The 16,562-nt window shown below is 43.3% G+C and carries 18 protein-coding genes and 1 pseudogene; 18 read left to right on the forward strand and 1 reads right to left on the reverse strand.

What is annotated here, in order from left to right; translation table 11 throughout:
- Positions 1–19 precede the first annotated feature (19 nt).
- From HDCHBGLK_RS10020 to HDCHBGLK_RS10070, 11 genes are all read left to right on the forward strand, one after another.
- A complete protein-coding gene (locus HDCHBGLK_RS10020; RefSeq protein WP_130574589.1) occupies positions 20–1,000 on the forward strand; it encodes an NTP transferase domain-containing protein in 981 nt (326 codons plus the stop codon).
- A gap of 42 nt (positions 1,001–1,042) precedes the next feature.
- The gene (gene xdhC, locus HDCHBGLK_RS10025; protein WP_004604865.1) at positions 1,043–2,077 is read left to right on the forward strand and encodes a xanthine dehydrogenase accessory protein XdhC; all 1,035 of its coding nucleotides are present in this window, start codon (positions 1,043–1,045) and stop codon (positions 2,075–2,077) included.
- A 29-nt stretch (positions 2,078–2,106) separates the two neighbouring features.
- Positions 2,107–3,132, forward strand: a complete 1,026-nt coding sequence (locus tag HDCHBGLK_RS10030) for a molybdopterin-binding protein (RefSeq protein WP_004604864.1) — start codon at positions 2,107–2,109, stop codon at positions 3,130–3,132.
- 83 nt (positions 3,133–3,215) lie between these two features.
- Positions 3,216–3,467, forward strand: a complete 252-nt coding sequence (locus tag HDCHBGLK_RS10035; protein ID WP_004604863.1) for a radical SAM protein — start codon at positions 3,216–3,218, stop codon at positions 3,465–3,467.
- Between the two features lie 48 nt (positions 3,468–3,515).
- On the forward strand, positions 3,516–3,770 hold the full coding sequence (locus HDCHBGLK_RS10040; protein ID WP_009247854.1) for a hypothetical protein: 255 nt from the start codon (positions 3,516–3,518) through the stop codon (positions 3,768–3,770).
- Positions 3,767–4,660, forward strand: a complete 894-nt coding sequence (modA, locus tag HDCHBGLK_RS10045) for a molybdate ABC transporter substrate-binding protein (protein ID WP_004604861.1) — start codon at positions 3,767–3,769, stop codon at positions 4,658–4,660. Before HDCHBGLK_RS10040 ends, modA begins: the two co-directional genes overlap by 4 nt.
- 27 nt (positions 4,661–4,687) lie before the next feature.
- A complete protein-coding gene (gene modB, locus HDCHBGLK_RS10050; RefSeq protein WP_004604860.1) occupies positions 4,688–5,392 on the forward strand; it encodes a molybdate ABC transporter permease subunit in 705 nt (234 codons plus the stop codon).
- 25 nt (positions 5,393–5,417) lie between these two features.
- Positions 5,418–6,467, forward strand: coding sequence for a sulfate/molybdate ABC transporter ATP-binding protein (locus HDCHBGLK_RS10055; protein WP_004604859.1), 1,050 nt, complete (start codon positions 5,418–5,420; stop codon positions 6,465–6,467).
- Between the two features lie 71 nt (positions 6,468–6,538).
- Complete coding sequence (locus HDCHBGLK_RS10060) at positions 6,539–6,949, forward strand: ester cyclase (protein ID WP_039909199.1); 411 nt, start codon at positions 6,539–6,541, stop codon at positions 6,947–6,949.
- Positions 6,950–7,105: 156 nt separating this feature from the next.
- Positions 7,106–7,324: a hypothetical protein gene (locus HDCHBGLK_RS10065; RefSeq protein ID WP_004604857.1), complete on the forward strand. Its 219-nt coding sequence runs from the start codon at positions 7,106–7,108 to the stop codon at positions 7,322–7,324.
- Between the two features lie 508 nt (positions 7,325–7,832).
- Positions 7,833–8,441 carry a recombinase family protein gene (locus tag HDCHBGLK_RS10070; protein ID WP_004604856.1) on the forward strand — a complete coding sequence of 203 codons (609 nt, stop codon included), beginning with the start codon at positions 7,833–7,835 and terminating at the stop codon, positions 8,439–8,441.
- A gap of 186 nt (positions 8,442–8,627) precedes the next feature.
- On the opposite strand, the gene HDCHBGLK_RS10075 is transcribed toward HDCHBGLK_RS10070, so the two are convergent.
- Complete coding sequence (locus HDCHBGLK_RS10075) at positions 8,628–9,260, reverse strand: recombinase family protein (protein WP_039909198.1); 633 nt, start codon at positions 9,258–9,260, stop codon at positions 8,628–8,630.
- A 443-nt stretch (positions 9,261–9,703) separates the two neighbouring features.
- Here HDCHBGLK_RS10075 and HDCHBGLK_RS10080 point away from each other — a divergent pair, with 443 nt between their 5' ends.
- From HDCHBGLK_RS10080 to HDCHBGLK_RS10105, 7 genes and pseudogenes are all read left to right on the forward strand, one after another.
- Positions 9,704–9,886, forward strand: a complete 183-nt coding sequence (locus HDCHBGLK_RS10080) for a hypothetical protein (protein ID WP_233440652.1) — start codon at positions 9,704–9,706, stop codon at positions 9,884–9,886.
- A 306-nt stretch (positions 9,887–10,192) separates the two neighbouring features.
- Positions 10,193–10,282 (forward strand): hypothetical protein, encoded by a 90-nt coding sequence (locus tag HDCHBGLK_RS20005; RefSeq protein WP_230104866.1) that lies wholly within the window; start codon positions 10,193–10,195, stop codon positions 10,280–10,282.
- A gap of 728 nt (positions 10,283–11,010) precedes the next feature.
- Positions 11,011–12,093 carry a Mu transposase domain-containing protein gene (locus HDCHBGLK_RS10090; protein ID WP_004604919.1) on the forward strand — a complete coding sequence of 361 codons (1,083 nt, stop codon included), beginning with the start codon at positions 11,011–11,013 and terminating at the stop codon, positions 12,091–12,093.
- A 108-nt stretch (positions 12,094–12,201) separates the two neighbouring features.
- Entirely contained in the window at positions 12,202–12,414 is a 213-nt protein-coding gene (locus HDCHBGLK_RS19400; RefSeq protein ID WP_004604918.1) for a hypothetical protein, read from the forward strand.
- Between the two features lie 117 nt (positions 12,415–12,531).
- The gene (locus HDCHBGLK_RS19405) at positions 12,532–12,939 is read left to right on the forward strand and encodes an ATP-binding protein (protein WP_233440758.1); all 408 of its coding nucleotides are present in this window, start codon (positions 12,532–12,534) and stop codon (positions 12,937–12,939) included.
- 224 nt (positions 12,940–13,163) lie between these two features.
- Positions 13,164–15,998 (forward strand): glycoside hydrolase family 2 TIM barrel-domain containing protein, encoded by a 2,835-nt coding sequence (locus HDCHBGLK_RS10100; protein ID WP_004604916.1) that lies wholly within the window; start codon positions 13,164–13,166, stop codon positions 15,996–15,998.
- 41 nt (positions 15,999–16,039) lie between these two features.
- A pseudogene (locus HDCHBGLK_RS10105) lies at positions 16,040–16,531 on the forward strand (GDP-mannose 4,6-dehydratase); the annotation flags it as partial.
- Positions 16,532–16,562: the final 31 nt, after the last annotated feature.

The following is a 16,562-nucleotide window of genomic DNA, read 5'->3' on the forward strand; positions in this document are numbered from 1 at the left end:
ACAGGCAGGTGAGATCGAGGTGATTGGATTGCGTTACGGAGCAGTAGTTACGGTGGCGGAGATTTCTTCTCAGATGGGCGAGTTTAAGCCGATGCTGCCAATCGGGAAGGAAACGATGATACAGCGGGTCGTGCGGACGCTTAGGAAAGCAGATGTAGAAGATGTGGTTGTTATTACGGGGTATCGTCATGAGGTAATCGAAGAGAATTTAAATGATGCGGGCGTTATGTTTTTGAAAAACGAACGCTTTATCCAGGGAGACTGGATTGACTCGGTAAAGATGGGGATGGAATGGCTTGATGATAAGTGCGATAAGATATTGGCCATACCAGGGGATATTCCCATGGTAATGGAGAACACGATAAGGGAACTTCTTGCAAAGGAGGGGGAATTCGCATACCCGACATTCCAGGGTGAGCCTGGATATCCCATCGTATTAGGTAGTCAGGCGGCGGCTGGGTTAACAAATGCCATATCAACAGAAGAATATCAAGCCAAGCCAAATGCCATAGAGCATCTGTTGGAGATAACGAAGGGCTTGGGTATCCAGGATACGAAACTGGCAGTAGAAGATGTGGGAGTAACGCTTCAGATCAATTCGCAGAAAGACTATGAAAAGGCGCTGAAACTTTATCTGGACGAGGCAGGGCGTAATGACCAGGTGCGAGTTATTACCAAGACGATGCTTGCTACGGATGAGAAATTTTTTGGAAATGGAACGGAACAACTTCTGGAATTGATTGGGGTCACAGGTTCTGTGAATGCAGCCTGCCAGGCCATGCAGATGTCTTATACCAAGGCCTGGAAGATGATTAACCGCATTGAAAAGAAGTTAGGCTACCGGGTGATGGAACGGGTTGCGGGAGGCCGGGAAGGCGGAGGTTCTCAACTTACGGAAGAGGGCGAAAGACTGCTGCGGGCATATCAGAAGATGAGGGCAGAAGTGCAGGCTGCGGCGGAAATAAGTTTTCAGAAATATGTATCGGGCATCCTGGGATAGGCTAGAAGTTTGAGGAGACATAAAAGGCTATGAAAGAGGGGGATGGAATCGTTGAGAAAATTATTTTCTTTACTAAAGGATATGCTGCAAAGCGGCCAGGATGCTGTACTGGTATCTGTGGTGGCAAGTTTGGGCTCCGCGCCCCGGGGCGCGGGGGCACATATGCTGATTGCAAGAGAAGGGCGTATCAGAGGGACGGTAGGCGGCGGCGCGGTAGAGCATGAGTGTATTCAGCGAGCCTTGGAAGTGCTTGACAGCAAGAACTCCCATTTGGAAGAATTCAGGCTTCATCCGAATCCGGCAGCGGATCTTGGCATGGTTTGCGGAGGAGATATAAGCGTTTTTTTTAGGTACATACCATCGGGTGATGAACAGATGATAGATCTGTCCATCAAAGCCATCCGGATGTTTGACCAGGATCGAAAGTGCTGGCTGGCAATAGATCTTACAAAAGAAGGGAACGGGCAGATGTATCTCTATGAAGAAGGGGAACTGCCAAAAGAAGTGCAAACTGCCACGCGTGCCAAAGCAAGGTCAGAACCACAGGACAGTCCTGCGAAATACTATCTGGAAAAATTAGTGCAAGGCAGCAAAGTTTATATTTTCGGCGGCGGCCATGTGGCCCAGGAGGCGGTTCCTACGCTTGCAAGAGTCAATTTCGACTGTATTGTACTGGAAGACAGGGAAGACTTTACAAAGCCGGAATTATTTCCGGGAGTGAGAAGGACGCGGCTGGTAGATATGGAGCATCTGGAAGAAGTATGCAGGGATATCACATCCGATGACTACATCTGTGTCATGACCAGAGGCCATCAGCATGACTTTCTGGTAGAAAAGCAGATTTTGCGCACGCCTGTATCTTATATCGGAGTGATTGGAAGCAGAAAAAAGAAGGAGGTGGTCTTTGCAAAACTCCGCCAGGAGGGGTATACAGACCAGGAACTGGCAAGGATCAAGACGCCGATGGGGCTGGATATCCAGGCGGAGACGCCGGCGGAAATAGCCGTCAGCATTGCGGCGGAGATGATTATGGAAAGAGCACGCCGCAATCGTGTTGCTGCGGACCAAATGAAATAGAACGAACTATACTAAGGAGGGAAAGAGCCATGCGTCTGATCAAGACGGAGGAAGCGGCTGGCCATGTGCTTTGCCATGATATCACGCAGATCATCAAGGGAGTGACCAAGGATGCCGTATTCAGAAAAGGCCATATCGTCAGAGAAGAGGATATCCCAGTACTTCTTTCCGTGGGAAAAGAGAATCTTTATGTCTGGGAGAAGCAGGAAGGTATCCTGCATGAGAATGAGGCTGCACAGATTTTGTGCCGGATGTGCAGGGGGGACAATATGCACCCGACGGAAGTCAAGGAGGGTAAGATTGAACTGATCGCGGACTGCGACGGCGTATTAAAGATTGATGTGGAGAAGATGAATGCGGTAAACTGTCTGGGAGAGATGATGATTGCCAGCCGCCACGGCAACTTTCCGGTAAAGAAAGGCGACAAGATTGCAGGAACCAGGATCATCCCGCTGGTAATCGAAGAAGAGAAGATGAGTCGGGCAGAGGCCCTGACACAGGGAGAGCCTATTTTCCAGATCGTGACTTACCAAAAGAAGCGCTCTGGCGTTATCACTACCGGAAGCGAAGTATATAAGCACCGTATTGTGGATAATTTCACCCCGGTTATCGAAGATAAGTTAAAGGAATATGGCGTGGAGATGGAAGACTATGCGATCTGCGATGACAAGCCGGAAATGATTACAGATGCTATACATAAGATGCTCGATAAAGGAATGGACATGATCATCTGCACAGGAGGCATGAGCGTGGATCCGGATGACCGTACGCCGCTGGCAATTAAGAACGTGGCGGAGGACATCGTGACTTATGGCGCGCCGGTTCTTCCGGGGGCAATGTTCATGCTGGCTTATTACGATGGAGACATTCCCATAATGGGACTGCCGGGCTGCGTCATGTACGCGAAAAGGACCATATTTGACCTGGTCCTTCCAAGAGTGCTGTGCAACGAGAAGTTAAAAGCAGAGGATCTGTACAGGCTCGGGCAAGGAGGCTTATGCTTGTCTTGTCCTACATGTACGTTTCCAAACTGTGGATTCGGGAAAGGAGCATGATGATGAAGGATCAGTATGGCAGGGAGATCGATTACCTGCGGATATCTGTTACCGACCGCTGAAATTTCCGGTGCACCTACTGAATGCCAGAAGAAGGAGTCGTACCACTGTGCCACGAGGATATCCTGACTTTCGACGAGATTATAAGAATCTGCCGAGCAGGAGTGGAACTGGGCATTCGCAGAATTAAAATTACCGGCGGAGAGCCGCTGGTACGAAAGGGGATCTTTGACTTGCTGGAGCAGATGCGCCGTATTGAAGGGGCTGAGAAACTGACGATTACCACCAACGGCGCATTGCTTGAAGAGGCCTTGCCGTGGCTTGAAGCAGTTTAGGTAGACGGGATCAACATCAGCCTGGATACGCTAAAGGAAGCCCATTTCTTGGAACTGACCAGGAGAGATGCGTTTGACAGGGGGATGCGAGGTCTAAAAGCAGCGGTTCCTTCGTCAATAACCAATATAAACATCGAGTTGATGCCCATTGGCTTGGAAAATGGCAGGGAAAGCCTTAGCCAGTGCATAATGGAGAACGCGCTGCGGGCCAGAGGTACTCAGAAGAAGAATGCAGGCAACTGGCACCGCCAGGCCAGCCTTCCGCATTGGAAATATAATAAAGAAAAGGAGAAAGTTCTATGAAAAAGAAAGCAGTGGCAGTATTTATGGCAGCAGTGATGGTAGTGGTGCTTGCGGGCTGTGGAGGCAACAATGCAAAGGAGACAGGAGACAGGGATAAGAAGGCCTCAGAGGAATCTAAGAAGGATGACGCAGATGAGACGGAGATCCAGGTGTTTATCGCGGCAAGCCTGAATACCGTCATGACGGAAATCGCGGAAAAGTATAATAAAAACAATCCGAATGTGAAGATTACCTTCAATGCGGATAGTTCCGGCACCCTGCTGACACAGATCGAGGAAGGGTATGAATGTGATATTTTCTTCTCGGCTGCCCAGAAGCAGATGGACCAATTGGACCAGGATGGACTGGTCAAAGAAGGAACCCGCGCAAATGTGGTGAATAACCAGGTGGTGCTTGTGACCCGGAAGGACAGTGGAACCAAGGTAACCGGACTTGAGAATCTGAAGGATGCCCAGAGCATCGCGCTGGCAGGCGGAAGCGTCCCGGTAGGCAAATACACCAGGCAGGCGCTTGTGAATCTGGGAATCCTGGGAAAGACGGACGAGCCCGATGCAGTCACTACGGAACAAGTATCAGAAGCGCTTGGCGGCGTGGAGATCAGCGAGCAGGATAATGTAAGCAAGGTTCTGGCAGCAGTGGTGGAAGGCTCCTGCGAGGTGGGCACCACGTATTATTCCGATACCTATGGTTATGAGGATGAGCTGAATATACTGGAGACGGTAGGTTACGATCTGACAGGAAACGTGATTTATCCGATCTGCCTGGTAGATAATCAAGAAGCGGATGATACCCAGACCAAGGCCGCAAAAGATTTTTATGATTATGTGTTATCTGAGCATGCCAGCGAGATATTTTCCAATTACTATTTTGATACTGATGTGCACAGATAGACAAGAGGAAAGAAGGAGGAAGCATCTATGGAGGAAATAGGCGCAGTCCTGCAGGGCTTGGACTGGAGCCCGCTTTACATCTCGCTGAAGACAGGAGCGGTGGCAACCATAATCTCCTTTTTCCTGGGGTTATTCGCGGCCAGGAAGGTAATCAAGGCGGGCCCGAAAGTAAAGGCCGTGGCGGATGGGCTGCTTACGCTTCCCATGGTGCTGCCGCCTACAGTGGCGGGCTTCTTCCTTCTTCTCCTGTTCAGCAGAAGAAGGCCGCTTGGCATCTTTCTGTATGATCAATTAGACATCAAAGTAGTACAAAGCTGGATTGGATGCATTATTGCGGCGACGGTGATCGCATTCCCGCTGATGTACCGAAATGCCAGGGCGGCGTTTGAGCAGATCGATGTAAATCTGGTCTATGCGGGACGGACTCTGGGGATGAGCGAGGGCAAGATCTTCTGGAAAGTAGTGATTCCTACGGCAGGGCCCGGGATTATCTCGGGAACCATCCTGACATTTGCAAGAGCACTGGGAGAGTACGGAGCCACTTCCATGCTTGCCGGAAACATTCCCGGTAAGACAGGGACCATTTCTCAGAAGATTGCCATGGTTATCCAGGATGGCGATTATCTGACGGCCGGAGTTTGGGTGATTATCGTGCTCATCATCGCATTTACGGTCATCTTCCTGATGAATCTTTTCACTGGCAGGAACATGAAGAACGTCAAGCGCTGGTAGAAATACGGACAGAGGGAGAAGAGCAGTGGCAATCGAAGTTAGGATTAAGAAGAAACTGGGGAATTTTCAACTGGATATTGATTTTAAAACGGAAGAGAACCGGATCGGCATTCTGGGAGCCTCAGGCTGCGGAAAGAGCATGACTTTGAAATGCATCGCGGGCATCGAGACGCCGGATGAGGGGCGGATTATTGTGGATGGAACGTTGCTGTATGATTCGGCGAAAAAGATCAGCCTGAAGCCTCAGAAGAGACATATCGGCTACCTCTTCCAGAATTACGCCCTGTTCCCTACCATGACGGTGGAGGAGAATATAGCGGCAGGACTGCAAGGAAGAAAAGAGGAGAAAAGGAGAAGGGTCGTAGAGATGATGGAAAAGTTCCAACTGCTGGGACTTGGAAAGCAGCTGCCGGGAGAACTCTCTGGCGGACAGCAGCAAAGGGTAGCCTTGGCAAGAATCATGGCCTATGAGCCGGAAGTCATCCTGCTGGACGAGCCGTTCTCCGCGCTGGATGACTTCTTGAAAGACAGGCTTGCGCAGGAGATGCTGGATCTGCTGAAAGATTACCGGGGAACGGTCGTTCTCGTATCCCACAGCCGGGACGAGATCTATCGGTTTACCAGGGAACTTCTGACCATGGCAGATGGGATGCAGATCAGTTACGGAGGCACCCGGGAGATCTTTGCGAACCCAGGGAGGAAGGAGACAGCACGTCTGACCGGGTGTAAGAACATTGCAGAGGCGAAAAGGATAGACGGCCGCCATCTTGAAGTGCCGGAATGGGGGATTACTTTGTGCTTGAATGAAAACATCCCGGAAAAGGTGGCGTTCGTCGGGGTTCGGGCCCATGAATTTATCCCTGTCTGGGGAGATGCAGGAAGCAACTGTATTCCTGTGAACGTTAAAAGCAGTGCGATCCTGCCTTTTGAAAGAAAGTATTTCCTGGCGGGCGCAGAGGGAAGCGAGGAGGATATCTGCTGGTTTCTGCAAAGGGATAAATGGCCTTTGATCGACAGGAAGGGAATGCCGGACTTCCTTATGATGCCGGAGGAGAAGATCTTACTGCTGGAATAGCGATACCATTTCTTTTTTTTCATGGCTGTGGTAGAATACGACTAATGGAACATGATGGCTGGAGGAAGTATATGAATAATAAAGAGATGATAAAATATTTTTACGAGACGGTAGTTACCGAAAATCTGTTGGATGAAGTATGCCGCTTCGTATCACCGGACTGCGTGCTTAAGATAGGGGAAGACGACATACCTCTGGGGGATGACGGGATGAAGACGCATTTGATAGAAGTGAAAAAGACGTATCCTGATTATTCTATGAAGATCCTTCGTCAGTTTTGCGAAGGAGACTATGTAATCTCGGAATTTATAATGGAAGGCACCCATATGGGCGAGTGGCTGGGCATGAAGCCTACGAATAAAAGGCTGCGCTTTACAGGCGTGGATATTGATAAAGTCGTTAACGGGAAGATGGTTGAGCATGGAGGCGCGGTCAATACATTTGAGACGCTCTTTGAAGAACATATGATAAAGCTGGTATAATAAGCGGATGGCTCCAGTCATAGCGATGCAAAAGGAGGAACAACGGTGGTAGAATTAAACGAAGAAGCAAAAGAATACATGCAAAGGTTCGGATGGAAGCATGTGGTACTTAATATTGAGACTATAACCAGCTGATGCGCGCCTCCATATAAGGAGATGTCGGTAAGTTTTACCGATGCGGATGAAGAGGCGATGCTGGAGAAGGGGTATGAGACAGACCAAAGCGAGTTGGGAAACGTATATTACCCAAAGGAGGGAATAGAAATCCCGGATCATATTATCGTAAAGTATGTAGAATATCCCTGGGTCACCTGCTTCGAGGTGGAAGGGATAGAAATCATCAAAGAGGCAATGCAAAAGGATATTGAGGAATAGACAAGCCTGAGAGCAGGCCAAGCGGCTATGTCAAAATGGGTATTAGGAGTTTCCCAAACAAAAGGATATTAAGAAACAACTCATGTTTATCTGCTTGCGAAGAAATAATTGATTATAAATAAGAGATATTGCTTAAATAAGGTGGTATCTCTTTTATAACAAAAACCTGATGTAACGACTTATAAAGTGAAATAAAACGCTATGGAAAAATGACACTTGAAATAGAGTGTCTTTTTTATTGCTGTGAAACAGCATAGTATTTCATTTCTGCTTGTTTGTTATCAACGTTTTATCTCATTGCTTGTCAAGAACTTGTTGAAAAGCAATGCTTTAGCACTCTTTACAAACTGTGCGATAAGACGTATTTTCAAAATAGCAGAAATTGAATATAGAATAAGACTGAAAAAAGAAAATATTTAGTACTGAAGTATTTTACTTTTATGGTAAGGTGCTTTTTTTATTTATGATACTTCTCATATATCCATATCAAAAGGAGGATTGATAGAAAATGGCACAAATTTATGGATATGTACGAGTTTCAAGCATAGACCAGAATGAAGAACGACAGATTGTTGAATTATCAAAAAGAAACGTACTTTCTAGAAATATTTACATAGATAAACAGTCTGGAAAAAGTTTTGAGCGTCCGCAATATAAAAAACTCATCAAAAAATTAAAACACGGCGATTTACTTTATATTCTAAGTATTGACCGTCTAGGCAGAAATTATCTTGAAATACAGGAACAATGGAGAATGCTTACTAAAGAAAAAGGAGTTGATATTTGTGTAATAGATATGCCCTTACTGGACACAAGAAACGGAAAAGATTTGATGGGAACGTTCATTGCTGACCTTGTGTTACAGATATTATCGTTTGTGGCACAAAATGAACGTGAAAACATCAGAAAAAGGCAGGCACAGGGTATTGCTGTCGCAAAGGCAAAAGGCATAAAATTCGGCAGACCAGAAATCGCACTCCCGGAAAACTTTGGAGAACTTGTCCATGACTGGGAAAAGAAAAAAATCCCTCTGCCGGAAGTTTTGGAATTATGCAAAATGAGTAAAGCAACATTTTATAGGAAATTAAGAGAATATCGTCTGCTGGAACAAAAATAGTCTGCGATGAACTATCAAAATGTACACCTTTTGAAAGCCCACAGATACTTTTTAATTATAATCGATGCAGTCGGAATTTTCAATAGATTTCACGAAAATTGACGCACTGAAACCCACTTTTTCTGTATCTTTTGTCGGGGAGGATATTGCAAAAGCCGGACAACGGCATTTATCAAAAGGTGTACCTTATGACAGTCCGCTTTCTTTCTGCCGTTTGTTCCTCAGCCGGTATTCCCTCAGACGCCGGTAAAAGGTGGCCTCGCTCATGCCGCACTGTTCCAATGCGGCGGAAAAGGAAATCTGCTGTTTCTCCCATTGCCGCACAATCCGCCCGAAATTATCGGGAACCGGGATTTCCGGTCTGCCGAATCTCACGCCTTTTGCCTTCGCCGCCGCAATCCCTTCCGCCTGCCTCTTTTTAATGTTCTCCCGCTCGCTCTGCGCCACAAAAGACAATATCTGCAATACAAGGTCTGCAATAAAGGTTCCCATCAGGTCCTTGCCGTTCCTCGTATCCAAAAGCGGCATATCAAGGACGCAGATATCCACGCCGATCTCCTTTGTCAGTACCCGCCATTGGTTCTGGATTTCCTCATAGTTCCGTCCCAGACGGTCAATGCTCAGGATATACAGCAAATCCCCGGCTTTCAGTTTCTTTACTAGTTTCTTATACTGGGGGCGGTTGAAGTCCTTCCCCGACTGCTTATCCATATAGATATTCATTTTCACCACACCCTTTTCTTTCAGGGCCAAAAGCTGCCTGTCCTCGTTCTGGTCTGTGCTGGATACCCGCACATAGCCGTAACTGTTCTGTTTCACGGCTTCGCCTCCCTTCAAAAAATTGTATTACTATATCTTGACAAACTATGTTCTTATAGATACAATATATAGCGCATAAAGGATTTGGCTACGGACTGTATGCAGAGCCGCAGCCGCTATGTTTCAGAGAATGAAAGTTTCCTGCCGTTTCACCGGCACAAGTGTTTTAAAGGATTTATGGGGTAAGGGGTAGTGTCCCCTTTTGCTGGAAATAAAAAATGAATACAGCGTTTCAAACGCATATGTTATGAGAGTACTGCTCTTTAGCCGTGCTCATTTGTTTTATATATCAACCGCCGGAGGTTTTTGCAATCGTTACCTGTCGGCATTTCAGACGAAGGAGGTGGTGCATATGCAGGAGAACTTGTTGTATCCCTATGATTGCATACTCGTTGTTCTATCGGTACGTCACACCGCTTACGCCGGACGAAGCGGGGGATTTAATGGCAAGGGCGGAACGGTCCGTTTCCCCGGCCTCCTCCTGCTATGAGGCATACCGGGAGCGGTTAATCCTCTATTCGGAAAAAGAAACCCAGTATGGGGCGGACTGCAACTTCCTGTTAGAAGCGGATGAATATCTGCGGGAACGGAAGCTGCCCGGTCTCCAAAACGTGAACGGATATTAAAATTTTTGTCAGTATAGCAAAAAGGAAAGCCCGCCAGTTATTCCGTGCAGGAATAGTTGACGGGCCCTTTTTTCTGTTACACTGAAATCTACAGTTATTGCAGATACAGGCTATTATAATGGAACGGAAATCAAAAAATGTGTTGATGCTGGAATGAATGTCTATATTAAAAAAACTAAAGCTAATAATGCTACTAAAGATAATGAATTCCGTAAAGAAAAGATTATATATGACACTAAGACTGATGAATACACATGTCCGGGTGGATATAAACTTGCATTTTTTGAAAACACATCAAAAAATGGCATGAAATATCGAAAATATAAATGTTCCGATTGCAATTCTTGCAAGTATAAAAAAGACTGTACTACTTCTTCGTCTGGAAGAACCGTATAACGTTGGGAGCATGAAGATGTTTTGGAAACTGTATATAAGAAAACCATGGATAATAACGAGGTTTATAAGCAGAGGAGATGCATCGTTGAACATCCATTTGGGACGATAAAAAGAAGCCTTGGATATAGTTTCTTTCTTCGATGCAGATAAGAAAATGTTGATGCAGAAGTTGCATCTATGTTTATCACTTATAACTTTAAGCGATTATTTTGTATGTTTTCAACACAAGAATTAATAAAGAAATTTGAATAATTCATAAAAAGGCGGAGGAGTAAATGTGTAAATTTTATTAAAAACAAAGAATATATGATGGTAGTATAGATACATGACACTAAAAAATAAAAAAGCACCGTAAATCAGACTCACATTGTAAATCGTTAGACAGTCTGACACACGGTGGTGTGGGAGTTCGGTAGATAAAATAATTATCTACCCGATTAAACTTTATAGTATTATTTTGTGCATATTTTGTCTTATATAGTATATGGAATAATAAGAAATTGAATCCTATAATGCTTTATAGAAAGCAGCATAGAACTCCATAGTGCATATTGCGGCGCAAAACGGCCGCATTCTGTTTCTGAACAGCCGATATATACGATGTCTAGGTAACTACTCCGATATAATGATGGTAGCCATCAGAGTGCTGGTGAATACATCATTTTTAAGTAGGATTATGTATACAGCTAGATTACAAAGACATCATTATCAAACATTACGCACTGTCCATGTCAGGCAGTGAAATAGCCCGTCAAATTGGAGCCAGCATATCTGGAGTTAACAACTTCTTACGGGCTTTCAAGAAGTGTGAGGACCTATGGAATTGCTATAAGAAAAAATGTGAAGAAGAAGGTGCCCGCTTCTATCAGTACAGTCAGTATTGTGAGTTCTACAACAGATGGTGCGAAGAGAATTATGAAACAGCGCACTTCAATGCCGTGATTGCTCAGAAGATGGAGGTTGATTTCGCAGGCCAGACATTCTCTATGACTGATCCACTTACCGGTGAGATCCTGACGATTGTTGTGTTTGTAGCAATCCTGCCATATTCACAGTATATCTATGCTGAAGGAATGCTCTCCACAAAGGAACCTCAGTGGATTGATGCGAATAATCATGCACTGGATTACTTCGGTGGAGTTCCGGCATTAGTTGTCTGTGATAATTGTAAGCAGGCTGTCATCGTTAATCAGGATTGGATCGAACCAGAACCAAAGTTCAAGAGCTATGTAGAAAACGCAACAGGCATTCTTGAGAAAGGTTTCTTCCATAAGCTTGAAGAACGACAGTATTTCTCTCTAGAACAGTTCAATAAAGATCTCTGGAAGGAGCTGGATGCTCTTAACAAGAAGCCATTCAAGAAGAAAGAACACAATAGATCCTACTATTGGGAAGAGGAGAAACTTGAATTGATGACGCTTCCCACCATGCATTACGAGTACATGGAGAGAAAAACGGCAAAGGTATCAAGCGATTTTCACGTACGCTTTGACAATGCTTATTATAGCGTAGATAAATCGTTTCTGCATAAGACAGTATCCATTAAGGCTTCGTCGGCCGTTGTTCGTATCTATTCTCTTGCTGGGGTATTCCTGTGTGAATGGCCAAGAGCAACTCGCAAAGGTCAGTGGTCAACCAATCCGGAGCATCTGCCGGATAACTATAAAGGGTTTACTCAGTGGAACGGTCCTTGCTTTATCCAAAAGGCTCAGTTCATTGGCAAGAATACAGAGACCGTTATCCGAACGATTCTTCAATCCAGACAGTACGAAGTCCAGACCTATCGAATGTGCCTGGGGCGATTGCACTGAATAAACAGAAATATACATTTTAATGCCACCGGAAGCTTCCAGTATTGATATTCTTTTATCCCACAGTAAAGCTCTTGCGGATCAGATGAGAGAGGAGGTGGACGACTGATGCTTACCGGAACTGCACTTATGAATGAGCTTGTTGATGAGTTGAATGAACTCAAGCTTTCAACAATGACAGTTACACTGGATGATTTGTACCACAAACCTGGATTCCTTGAAATGGACAATCTTACTCTGGTTGCAGAACTAATCGGACCACAGTTTCAGGAAAAGGTCAGTACAACGCTGAAGAATCGATTAACAGTCGCATATCTATAGGGATGTCCTGAAGAATTAACTGATTGTGTTGATTCTGACAGAAGAGAATATCTGCCCTCTGGTATAACAGAAGTTCTTTCATCACTGGATTTCATTGAAAGAGGCTATAATCTTTGCATTCTTGGCGAATCTGATGCTGGCAAGTCCTACTTCGCAAAAGCGATTGGTATCAAAGCCTGCAACCGGTATAACGTCGTATGCTTTCACAGTGAGGAACTTTTGGAAAGTATGGTTGCTCTAAAAGAACAGGATTACGATAAATACGCTCGTAAGATGAAAAAGTATCTCAAATGGGAACTAATTATACTGGATGACTTTCTACTCCACACGATCACAGACGAACGTGAAACCAAGATACTCTTTGAGCTCCTTGAGAAGCGGTACGAACAACGAAAAAGCACTATCGTGTGTTCGCAGCGCGATACAGACAACTGGAAAGCGATGATCCTAAACGATGAAGTATCGGCGAACTCCATCATGAAAAGAGCCACCAAACATTATACGATTAAAATCAATTCAAGGTAATCAGCTGCTAATTAGCTAAAATGAACGGCGACCGCCGTAAACTGCACCATAGCCTTTATATAATATTCAATTTATTTTTTCATATTCTTATTTCTCTTTTCTGTTTTTACAATGTCATCATAACTCAGAAGAGAAATAAATACATGCCAAATGTGAATGAAAAGTAGCCAATTGTTGCAGACGTATCAAGTTTCAATCAAACGAAAAGAAAGGTGGAATAAAAGATGATGAGAGCTTACGAAAATATTCAGTTTACAAGTGAAAATAGGAAATCACCAAGAAGTTACTACATACCAGGTGGATGTTCCCAATATTTATTATTAAATGGAGAGTGGAAATTTGCATATTTTAATCGAGATATTGATGTTCCAGAAAAGATTAAACAGTGGGATAAGATAAACGTTCCTTCTTGCTGGCAGTTATACGGATACGAAAATCCAAACTACACAAACATTAACTATCCATATCCTTGTGATCCTCCTTACGTACCAACAGATAATCCTTGTGGAGTGTATGAAAGAGAATTCGAACTTGAGAAAAAATGGGGTAAAGTGTACTACCTATTCGAAGGTGTATCGTCTTGTGCATACCTATATATTAATGATACTTATGTTGGATTCACACAAGGCAGCCATCTACAAGCAGAATTTGATATTACAGAATATGTAAAAGAAGGAACAAATAAAGTAACTGTCAAAGTTTTAAAATGGTGCTGTGGAAGTTATTTAGAAGACCAAGATTTCCTTCGTTTTAATGGTATTTTCAGAGATACTTATATTTTACAAAGACCGTTTGGCCATATAGAAGACGTAGAAATTATCCCAAATAAAAAAAATATTCATATTGTGTCTGAAGGTGCTTGTGAGGTATCCATTGCTTTTGAAGGCGAAGTGTTAGTGCAAACACAGATGGAAAATGAATTTACTTATGAAGTGGAAAATCCAGTTTTATGGAATGCAGAAAAACCAGCTCTCTATGATGTGGTATTAAAGAGAGAGGGAGAAGAATTAAAGTTCCGTATCGGTTTGAGAACAATAGAAGTTTCTAATCAATATGAATTGTTGATTAATGGAATGTCAGTAAAACTTCACGGTGTAAACCATCACGATACTCACCAATATAATGGATGGTGCCAGACAGACGAAGAACTTCGTAAAGACTTACTTTTAATGAAAGAATTAAATATGAACTGTGTTCGTACTGCACATTATCCACCTACACCCAAATTTATGGAAATGTGTGATGAAATCGGTTTGTACGTAATCTGTGAAACAGACATTGAAACCCATGGATTCCTTCGTCGTTTGCCAAATGTAGAGTATCATTTTGATATGGACTCTAATGATTGGCCTGCATCTACATTGGAATGGCAAGGTGAACATGTAGAACGTATGGAAAGAATGGTAGAAACATTCAAGAATTATGCCAGCATTATTATGTGGTCTACAGGAAATGAAAGTGGTCATGGAGTCAACCATGTGGCAATGATTCGCTGGACAAGAAACCGCGATAATTCCAGATTGATTCATTGTGAAGATGCTTCTAGAAAGCAACAAATCCACAATGCAGACGTGTATTCAAGAATGTATATTACCTTTGAAGAGTTAGAAAAGGCAGCGGTTACAAAGGATATTTGTATGCCAGTATTTTTATGTGAATATTCTCATGCGATGGGAAATGGTCCTGGAGATGTATATGAATATAATGAAATTTTTGATAAATATCCAAAATTAATCGGTGGCTGTATTTGGGAATGGACAGACCATGTAGTTATGGTAGATGGTGTCGCAAAATATGGCGGAGACTTTGAAGGGGAATTAACAAATGATGGTAATTTCTGTTGTGACGGCCTTGTATTTGCAGACAGATCATTTAAAGCAGGAACCATGGAAGCAAAGGCAGCATTCCAACCAATTCGTACATCATGCGAAGACGGTGTCCTTAGTGTATATAACCGCCTAGACTTTACAAATCTTAATGAATACGACTTTACATATTGGGTAGAAGTAGATGGAGTAAAAGGAGAAGAAGTAACTCTGAATCTAGATGTAGCACCTCATGAAACTGTAACACTGGAAATTCCATATACAGAAACTACTTGCCAATATGGAGTGTATTTGAATACTAGATTAACAAAAGCAGACAAAGAATATGCACAAACACAACATGAACTTTCATATAAAGTAGAAGAAACTGTAAGTGAAGCATCCCTTACATTAACAGAAGATCAATATCATATTTACGCTTCGGGAGAAGGATTCCAATACGTATTTTCTAAAATTTACGGTGGATTTACAAGCATGATCGTAGATGGAGTAGAGCAATTGGCTGGAACAAGCAAATTCTCGATGTTCCGTGCAACGACAGACAATGATGCGAAAATGAGACCATTCTGGGCGAATGTGAATATTTGGCAAGGGGAAAATCTTGATTGTGCATTTACAAAAGTGTATGAATGTGATATTTGCGATGACAAAATTCTTCTTAAGGGATCTTTAGCAGGAATTTCTAGAAAACCAGTTCTTTTATATGATATGGAAATAAGAATTACAGTGGGTGGAACTGTGGAAATTGGATTTAATGGCAAGATTCGTGAAGATGCAACATGGATGCCTAGATTAGGTATGGAATTTACTTTGACTGAACAAGCAAGTGCATTCTCTTATTACGGCAGAGGACCATGGGAAAACTACTGTGATATGAGTCACTGTGCAAGTATTGGTGCGTACGAAAGTGATGTAGATTCTGAATATGTGAATTATGTATATCCACAAGAACATGGAAATCATATGAATGTAAAACGACTTACATTGGGCAAATTAGAATTCCAATCAGAAGATGGTTTTGAATGTAATGTTTCAAAATATACAATTGATGATTTAGATCGAGCAAAACATACAGATGAGTTACATCCAGATGGAAATGTTCATGTGCGTATTGACTACAAAGTATCTGGGCTTGGAACAGCTTCTTGCGGGCCTGATTTACCAGAAAAATATCGTTTCTCAGAAAAAGAGGTAACTTATAGATTTAAAATTGTAAACTTGCATAAGGAGTAGTTAGATTGGTTTCATTATATGAGCAAAAAGAGGGAAGTGACAAAAATGATAGAACAGAACCTACAAACTGCTATGGGGAAACAAAGCCATCTAATCCTGAAACACACTTGATTCCACTGATTCTTCAGGTACCTAATGGACAACGCGAACATATTTCAGTATTTGGTACAGACTATCCAACAAAAGATGGTACATGTATCCGTGATTATATCCACGTTATAGATTTAGCTCAGGCGCATATCTTGGCCGTAAAATATCTTATGGCTGGAAATGAAAGCAATATTTTTAACTTAGGAAACGGAGTGGGATTTACTGTAAGAGAAGTAATTGAAATGGCAGAAAAAGTAACTGGTCAATCAATTAAGGTTGTGGAAACAGAGAGCCGAGAAGGGGACCCAGCAGTGCTTATAGCTTCTAGCGAAAAAGCAAAGAATGTTCTTGGATGGAAACCTAAACACAACAGTCTGAAAGAAATTATTCAAACCGCATGGAATTGGCATCAAAGCCATCCGAATGGATATAGAAATATATAAGCATGGATGAAGGAAAAGAAATATTGTCTTG

The sequence above is a fragment of the [Clostridium] scindens ATCC 35704 genome (assembly GCF_004295125.1).
Taxonomy (GTDB): domain Bacteria; phylum Bacillota; class Clostridia; order Lachnospirales; family Lachnospiraceae; genus Clostridium_AP; species Clostridium_AP scindens.